This is a genomic window from Vibrio bivalvicida (assembly GCF_001399455.2).
GTDB classification, from domain to species: Bacteria; Pseudomonadota; Gammaproteobacteria; order Enterobacterales; family Vibrionaceae; genus Vibrio; species Vibrio bivalvicida.
The window spans coordinates 26,152-33,401 of record NZ_LLEI02000034.1 but is presented as its reverse complement, the minus strand read 5'-3'; the positions used below and the strand labels follow the sequence as shown (position 1 = coordinate 33,401).

General features: G+C 45.2%; 8 protein-coding genes and 4 tRNA genes. 3 read left to right on the top strand and 9 right to left on the bottom strand.

The features are described from left to right. From APB76_RS22620 to APB76_RS13550, 5 genes are all read right to left on the bottom strand, one after another. Window positions 1-172: GTP-binding protein (locus APB76_RS22620; protein ID WP_237767908.1), on the bottom strand; the 172-nt coding region annotated here is incomplete at its 3' end. 135 nt (window positions 173-307) lie between these two features. Then, window positions 308-383 (bottom strand) — tRNA-Thr (locus APB76_RS13565). A gap of 13 nt (window positions 384-396) precedes the next feature. Beyond that, window positions 397-471: transfer RNA gene (locus APB76_RS13560), tRNA-Gly, on the bottom strand. 35 nt (window positions 472-506) lie between these two features. Continuing rightward, window positions 507-591: transfer RNA gene (locus APB76_RS13555), tRNA-Tyr, on the bottom strand. Between the two features lie 50 nt (window positions 592-641). Next, window positions 642-717 (bottom strand) — tRNA-Thr (locus tag APB76_RS13550). Between the two features lie 206 nt (window positions 718-923). Between APB76_RS13550 and coaA the strand changes: the two genes are divergently transcribed. Next, entirely contained in the window at window positions 924-1,847 is a 924-nt protein-coding gene (gene coaA / locus APB76_RS13545) for a type I pantothenate kinase (protein WP_054963529.1), read from the top strand. Between the two features lie 286 nt (window positions 1,848-2,133). Here the strand turns inward: coaA and APB76_RS13540 are convergent, their stop codons facing one another. Both APB76_RS13540 and APB76_RS13535 read right to left on the bottom strand, forming a co-directional pair. After that, a complete protein-coding gene (locus tag APB76_RS13540; RefSeq protein ID WP_054963530.1) occupies window positions 2,134-2,559 on the bottom strand; it encodes a DUF805 domain-containing protein in 426 nt (141 codons plus the stop codon). A 48-nt stretch (window positions 2,560-2,607) separates the two neighbouring features. Beyond that, complete coding sequence (locus APB76_RS13535) at window positions 2,608-2,955, bottom strand: 5-carboxymethyl-2-hydroxymuconate Delta-isomerase (RefSeq protein ID WP_049843020.1); 348 nt, start codon at window positions 2,953-2,955, stop codon at window positions 2,608-2,610. Window positions 2,956-3,225: 270 nt separating this feature from the next. On the opposite strand from APB76_RS13535, the gene tpiA reads away from it, so the two are divergent. Both tpiA and APB76_RS13525 read left to right on the top strand, forming a co-directional pair. After that, window positions 3,226-3,996 (top strand): triose-phosphate isomerase, encoded by a 771-nt coding sequence (tpiA, locus tag APB76_RS13530; protein WP_054963531.1) that lies wholly within the window; start codon window positions 3,226-3,228, stop codon window positions 3,994-3,996. A 235-nt stretch (window positions 3,997-4,231) separates the two neighbouring features. After that, entirely contained in the window at window positions 4,232-5,575 is a 1,344-nt protein-coding gene (locus APB76_RS13525; protein ID WP_193395086.1) for an MATE family efflux transporter, read from the top strand. Between the two features lie 51 nt (window positions 5,576-5,626). Here APB76_RS13525 and rraA read toward each other — a convergent pair whose 3' ends face one another. Both rraA and APB76_RS13515 read right to left on the bottom strand, forming a co-directional pair. After that, window positions 5,627-6,151, bottom strand: coding sequence for a ribonuclease E activity regulator RraA (gene rraA / locus APB76_RS13520; protein WP_054963532.1), 525 nt, complete (start codon window positions 6,149-6,151; stop codon window positions 5,627-5,629). A 76-nt stretch (window positions 6,152-6,227) separates the two neighbouring features. Then, the gene (locus APB76_RS13515) at window positions 6,228-7,145 is read right to left on the bottom strand and encodes a 1,4-dihydroxy-2-naphthoate polyprenyltransferase (RefSeq protein WP_054963551.1); all 918 of its coding nucleotides are present in this window, start codon (window positions 7,143-7,145) and stop codon (window positions 6,228-6,230) included. Between the last annotated feature and the right edge of the window lie 105 nt (window positions 7,146-7,250).

The following is a 7,250-nucleotide window of genomic DNA, read 5'->3' as shown; positions in this document are numbered from 1 at the left end:
CACGCTCTTCTGGAGCGTTATCGATAGATGCGAAGTCTTTCGCTTCACCGCCGTATACTTTTGAAAGAGTAGTACAGATCGCTGCAGTTAGAGTTGTTTTACCGTGGTCAACGTGGCCGATAGTACCAACGTTTACGTGCGGTTTCGTACGTTCAAATTTTTCTTTAGACATGAGTTGTCCCTCTAGGTACGGATTTAGGTGGCTTTAATGACCACGCAACCAAAAAGTATTGGTGATAAACTTCTCTTAATCACTAAACGTAGTTTAGTTAAAAGAAAGTATCAAAAGGAAAACATTGCTTAGAGCTGGTGCTGATAGGCAGACTCGAACTGCCGACCTCATCCTTACCAAGGATGCGCTCTACCACCTGAGCTATATCAGCACTCAAATTAGAGTGGAGCGGGCAGCGGGAATCGAACCCGCATCATCAGCTTGGAAGGCTGAGGTAATAGCCATTATACGATGCCCGCAACACGTAACTCTGTGAGCTATTTCCTTAAGAATATGGTGGAGGGGGACGGATTCGAACCATCGAAGGCAGTGCCAGCAGATTTACAGTCTGATCCCTTTGGCCACTCGGGAACCCCTCCAAATTTTCAATCCATTTCTCTCGTGCTCTAAAAAGAGATAAGCGGAAAAATGGTGCCGACTACCGGAATCGAACTGGTGACCTACTGATTACAAGTCAGTTGCTCTACCTACTGAGCTAAGTCGGCATAAGTGGTGCGCATTCTATTGAATGATTTTCTGCCTTGCAATAGGAAAATTAAAAAAAAACTCCTTTTTCTTCCAATTGGGCTTATTTGTTGAATTTTCGCCCAATTTAGTAGCAAAAAATGACTTAATGTCGACGATGTCGTTTGCAATCTTGCTTGGTTGTTGTATTTTCGCTGCTCTAGCGTGAAACCAAGTTAGGATGACTATGACTCCATATCTCTCATTTAACCGTCAACAATGGGCTGAATTACGTAATTCAGTGCCGATGACGTTATCCGAGACCGATCTGGTTGAACTTCAAGGGGTGAACGAAAGCCTCACAATGGATGAAGTAGAAGAGATATACTTGCCACTCGCACGTCTACTCAATTTATATGTGGTCGCGCGGCAAAGTCGCAACTCAGTGTTAAATAAATTTTTGGACCACCAAGGTTCAGCTCCACCATTTATTATTGGTATCGCTGGCAGCGTCGCAGTCGGTAAAAGTACCACCGCACGTTTGCTAAAGGCACTGCTATCACGCTGGGATAACCACCCTAAAGTTGAGCTAGTTACCACAGACGGTTTCCTTTACCCAAAAAAGATGCTGGATGAACGCGGCATTTTAAATCGTAAGGGGTTTCCTGAGTCTTATGATATCAAGCGTTTGGTAGACTTCGTTTCTGATGTAAAAGCAGGCAAGCCTAATCTTGAAGTACCAGTATACTCACACATCACCTATGACATTACTGACGAACTTAAAAAGGTCGACCGTCCTGATGTGTTGATCATTGAAGGCTTAAATGTGTTGCAAAGTGGCATGGACTACCCACATGACCCACATCGTGTATTTGTTTCCGACTTCTTAGATTTCTCGCTTTACGTCGATGCAGAGAGTGAAGTGATCGAACAATGGTACGTCGAGCGCTTCTTAAAATTTCGCCAAGGTGCCTTTACCAAGCCTGGTTCTTACTTTAACCACTACACCCAACTGACTGAAGCGAAAGCGATTGAAAAAGCACATAGTATTTGGCAATCGATTAATGGGGTGAACTTAGACGCCAATATTCTGCCTACCAAAGGGCGCGCCCATTTAATTTTAAAGAAAGGTCAGGATCATCAAGTGGAAGAAGTTTTTCTGAGGAAGTAGCACTACGCTTGGGAAGAAAGATTCGGGAACGGGCTTCGCCCTACGGATAAATTAGCTATGAAGGGCTGACACCTAATGTCAGCCCTTTATTTTTTACTAACGGTCATCCCCGAGAAATAGGAACGAGTGAGTTGAGGATCTCTTCAGGCAAGTAGATTACTTATGTAGATTCCCTACTCGCTCCTTCGTCGCTCTATGGAGTAACGATTTGTTTCTCGAAGGGAGAAGCCCGCTCTCGCATTTCGGAGCGTAGCGCTCCCAAGGACGAAGTCCGTTCGGCTGTTACTTATTGACTCTCCGGTCCGTACTGATTCTCACCATCCGCACCTTTTAAGAAGCCACATTCGACTAGAACCCATACACCACACACTAATGCGGCAAATGAAGCAGCGGCTTGTAACATAGATGGTTGCCCCGCCAATGAAGGGTCGCCAACTGGTACGGTCATACGACCAATCACAAGTGGAATATTAAGCAGCAGCCACCAGCTTGATTTTCCACGGTCATGCCAACGCTTAGCCGTAATTGCCAAATCAGGGACCAAAATAACTATCAGAAATACGGGTAGAATCAGATGCGCGATGGATGGAACTAGTACATTCATCCCCATAGCAAAGCCAACAATCATCAAATAATAAACCACGTTCCAAACCCAATAGGTTTTACGCCCTATTCGGCCTTGAAACGAAAACAGCAATTCTTTCATCGACATCATTAATACCTAAAATATAAAAAGCTAGAGCCAGTGGGCTCCAAAACACTAGTTGATTACCTTTTGAAAACACTCTTTATCCATATCACGAATGTTGACCGTTAAGCTGTGCACGTGACTCGCCTGCTGTTGTAATACGGTCATCAACTGGCGAGACAACTCTCTTTTTTGCTCAGCGGTTCTGCCATCAAGCAGCTCGAAGCTGATATGGATAAAATCAACACTATCGCCGGATTCACCAATCAACCAGTTATGGCAACGCAGAGAACGAGATTTTACCGAGTCCACATCAAACAAACCGCAAGTTAACGCGACATGGTGTAAGTCTTCAAGTAGACCTTGAACATTAACGCGCTCATCAACAGAGTTGGAGTATTCCATTACTAGGTTCGGCATAGTATTCCTCAAATGTAAGAGAGTTTCACAATAAACAGAAAGTGCACCACACTATTACCAATTTCTATGCGGAATTCCGAGCAGGTTTCAACTGATCTGTTCCATGGATCACTGATAGAAAGCAGATAAACGTGAGATCTGAGTGTTCACAGTTCCAACCAATGGGGAATATCCAATAAGACATGACGGTAATCATGATCTCCCCTATTTTATCTGTTATATTCTTACGAAGATTTTTTACATTAATTGATTAAATACGGAGATATTCCTATGCGTCGTCCTGTAGTGATGGGTAACTGGAAGCTTAACGGCAGCAAAGCAATGGTTAAAGAGCTGCTAACTGGTCTTAACGCTGAACTTGAAGGCGTTGAAGGTGTTGACGTAGCCGTCGCTCCACCAGCACTTTACATCGATCTAGCTGAGCAGCTAATCGCAAAAGGCGGTAACAAGATCATCCTAGGTGCACAAAACACTGACCTAAACAACAGCGGTGCATTCACTGGCGACATGTCTCCAGAAATGCTAAAAGATTTCGGTGCGACTCACATCATCATCGGTCACTCTGAGCGTCGTGAATACCACAACGAATCAGACGAGTTCGTTGCTAAGAAATTCAAATTCCTACAAGAAAACGGCCTAAAACCTGTTTTCTGTATCGGTGAATCTGAAGCTCAAAACGAAGCTGGTGAAACTGAAGCGGTATGTGCACGTCAAATCAACGCAGTTATCGACGCGTACGGTGTTGAAGCTCTTAACGGCGCAATCATCGCTTACGAACCAATCTGGGCTATCGGTACTGGTAAAGCAGCTACAGCTGAAGATGCACAACGCATCCACGCTTCTATCCGTGCAATGATCGCTGAAAAAGACGCTGCAGTTGCTGAACAAGTAATCATCCAATACGGCGGCAGCGTTAAGCCAGAAAATGCAGAAGCATACTTCGCGCAACCAGACATCGACGGTGCTCTAGTTGGCGGCGCAGCGCTGAACGCACAAGGCTTTGCAGCTATCGCTAAAGCAGCAGCTAAAGCAAAAGCTTAATTTTTTCGTCTTAGTTATCGTTGTCGCGTTGTTGACTGCTCTGACTCACTGGAGCGCCAGCCCGGCCCTCACATAGGAAACCTATGCTCAGGGACTTCGTTCGCGAGTCGCCTAGCTACAACTTCAACTAATCGAAAAATACGACAGATTAAGGTCAGCTTCGGCTGGCCTTTTTTGTGTCTGGCACACCAATCAAGTATGCTACGCTTTTCCACAATAATAATAGTTATACCGAATGCAGGATAAGCATGGCCTTCTAACTGGCTCAATTCCCCAAGTACTCCGTCAGATGACTGTTCCCATGACCTTTGGCATGGTGGCGATCTTGATGTTTAACTTAGTGGATACTTTTTTTATCTCGTTACTCGGTACCGAAGCACTTGCCGCAATTAGCTATACCTTTCCGGTGACCTTTGCCGTCAACTGCATCACCATGGGAATTGGTATGGGGCTTTCGACCAATATCGGTCGCCTGCTTGGACAAGGCCAACCTATTGTTGCTGCGCGATTTTCTTCTCATGGACTACTGCTTGCAGTGTTACTGGTTGCACTCGCTTCTGCGCTTGGGCTGTTTACCATCGAGCCGCTGTTTCTATTGCTTGGAGCAGAGCAATCCCTGTTACCGTTAATCCATCAGTATATGGATATTTGGTACCTAACCATCCCACTCTTGGTCGTGCCTATGGCGGGCAATAGTGCAATTCGCGCCACTGGAGATACAAAAACTCCAGCGAAAATCATGATGCTTGCGGGATTGATCAATGGCGTACTCGATCCGTTACTGATTTTTGGTTATGGACCATTTCCTGAATTAGGCATCCAAGGGGCTGCGATTGCCAGCGCGATGAGTTGGCTTGGCGCTTTGATTGGCTCGCTCTACATACTGATAAGAAGAGAAAAACTGCTCGCTTTACCATGCTTTAAAACCCTCTGGCGAGATTGGCAACAAATTCTGAAAATAGGCACACCTGCCGCTTTATCGAATGCACTAACCCCACTGTCTGGCGCTATATTGATGATGATGCTGTCGACTCACGGCACAGCCGCAGTGGCAGCCTACGGCGCAGCCCAACGGGTCGAATCTATTCTGATCTTAGTTCTCATGTCGTTAACTTCCGCGCTCACGCCGTTTATTGCGCAGAATATGGGGGCAAACAACCCTGCACGTAGCTTTGCCGGGCTGTTTTTAAGTATGCGCTTCTCAATGGTATTTCAGGCTGGAATTTTTGTCATGATGGTACCACTGAGCATTCCGCTTGCTGCGCTTTTTTCACAAGAGCAAACGGTTAAAGATCTGCTTTGGCATTATTTGTTAGTGGTACCATTTAGCTATGGTTTCTTGGGAGTGATGATGATGTTGGTTTCTGGGCTAAACGCACTACACGAACCACTCAAAGCATTCCAGTGGAGCTTTATGCGCCTGTTCCTATTCACTTTGCCATGTGCTTGGTTAGGAGGGCAGTTGTATGACATTGAAGGACTGTTTATCGGTATCGCCGTGGGCAATATTGTCGGCGGCACATCCGGCTACTTATACGCGCTTCGGCTCAGAGTGCAACATCTGGCGGCTACGACGTGAAGCAAAACACCGACAACTAGAGTCGGTGCTATTTGTGTGGGCGGAAAGAGACTAATCTACGGAAGCTATTTCCTCTTCCTCTTCGACTTCTAACTCTACATTCAACGGCTCTTGAGAAAGAATCACACCTGTGTTGTCCGCATATAGATAGTCTTCAGGAAGGAAAGTCACACCACCAAAGTTGACTGGCACATCGACTTCACCGATGCCTTGAGGCGCAGCCCCTACCGGAATAGCGGCAATCGCTTGAATACCGATGCTCATGTCCTCGAGTTCATCCACTTCACGAACACAACCGTAAACAACAATACCTTCCCATTCGTTTTCTTCCGCTAATGAAGAAAGCTCAGCATCAATCAAAGCTCGTCGTAGTGAACCACCGCCATCAACCAGCAGCACACGACCTAAACCGTCTTGCTCAAGGATTTCACGAATCAAGCCATTATCTTCATAACACTTTACTGTTGTGATTTGGCCTGCGAACGATGCACAACCACCAAAGTTACTGAACATTGGCTCTACAACATCTACTTGCTCTAAATAAATGTCGCACAAGGCTGAGGTATTGTATTCCATAGTATTCCTTCCCATACCGTTCGTTATCTCCATCGAGTATATAAGGTCATTAAGTCATTGCAATGACATGTATCATTTAACTGACCAGAGTTTGAGCTATAACCACTCCAGCAAACAATAAGTTAGTCACCATAGAGCACTTCACTATCACTGGCATCATAGGAGCTATTTGCGCAGGTCTTTCTGCCTGCCATACTGCTTTGCCGTGTTTAAAAGTCATAAGCAGGCTTAGTAGAAACGGCAAACTAATCCAAATAGGGCTAGGTTGGTGGATTAAATAAGCTGAAAAAGCGATCACCGCACCTGCAAGTAGAGCAAAGTGATATTGCTTAGCACGCTTTTGTCCAAGCCTAACAGCAACCGTTTTTTTGCCACACACTTCATCATTCTCAATGTCGCGCATATTATTGATATTGAGTACCGCAACAGCAAGAAGACCGCAGCCTATGGCAGGCAAAATGAGCTGAGGATCAACAATACCAGTATGAAGGAAATAAGTACCAGCCACACCCAACAGGCCAAAAAAGATAAATACTGAGATATCGCCCAGCCCAACATAACCATATGGCTTATTACCAACGGTATACGCAATTGCCGCAACTATCGCGAGTACACCAAGACCAATAAAGGCCAGAATGCTCTGCAAACTTTCTAACGCATACATTACTAACGCAAGGCCAGCAATAACGGTCAACACCACATTGATAATCATCGCTTGTTTCATATCCTGCTGTGTTACTGCACCGGATTGAATCGCGCGCATTGGACCAAGACGATTATCGTTGTCAGTGCCTTTAACAGCATCACCATAATCATTGGCTAAATTAGAAAGGATTTGCAACAGCGTTGCGGTAAGAAAAGCCAACAAAGCAACTACAGGTGAAAACTGATGAGTGGAGTATGCCAGTACACTCCCCGTAAGAATAGAGACCAATGCCAACGGCAAAGTTTTTGGTCGAGCGGCGTCAAGCCAGATTTTTAAAGACTGTTTCATGAATACCAGTTTAGCCACAGTTACTTGAACTAGAATTGTGGCATATCAATCCTCTAGGTGAAAAACAAAAAAAGGCCACCGAAGTGACCTTTTTCCAAAACTTAA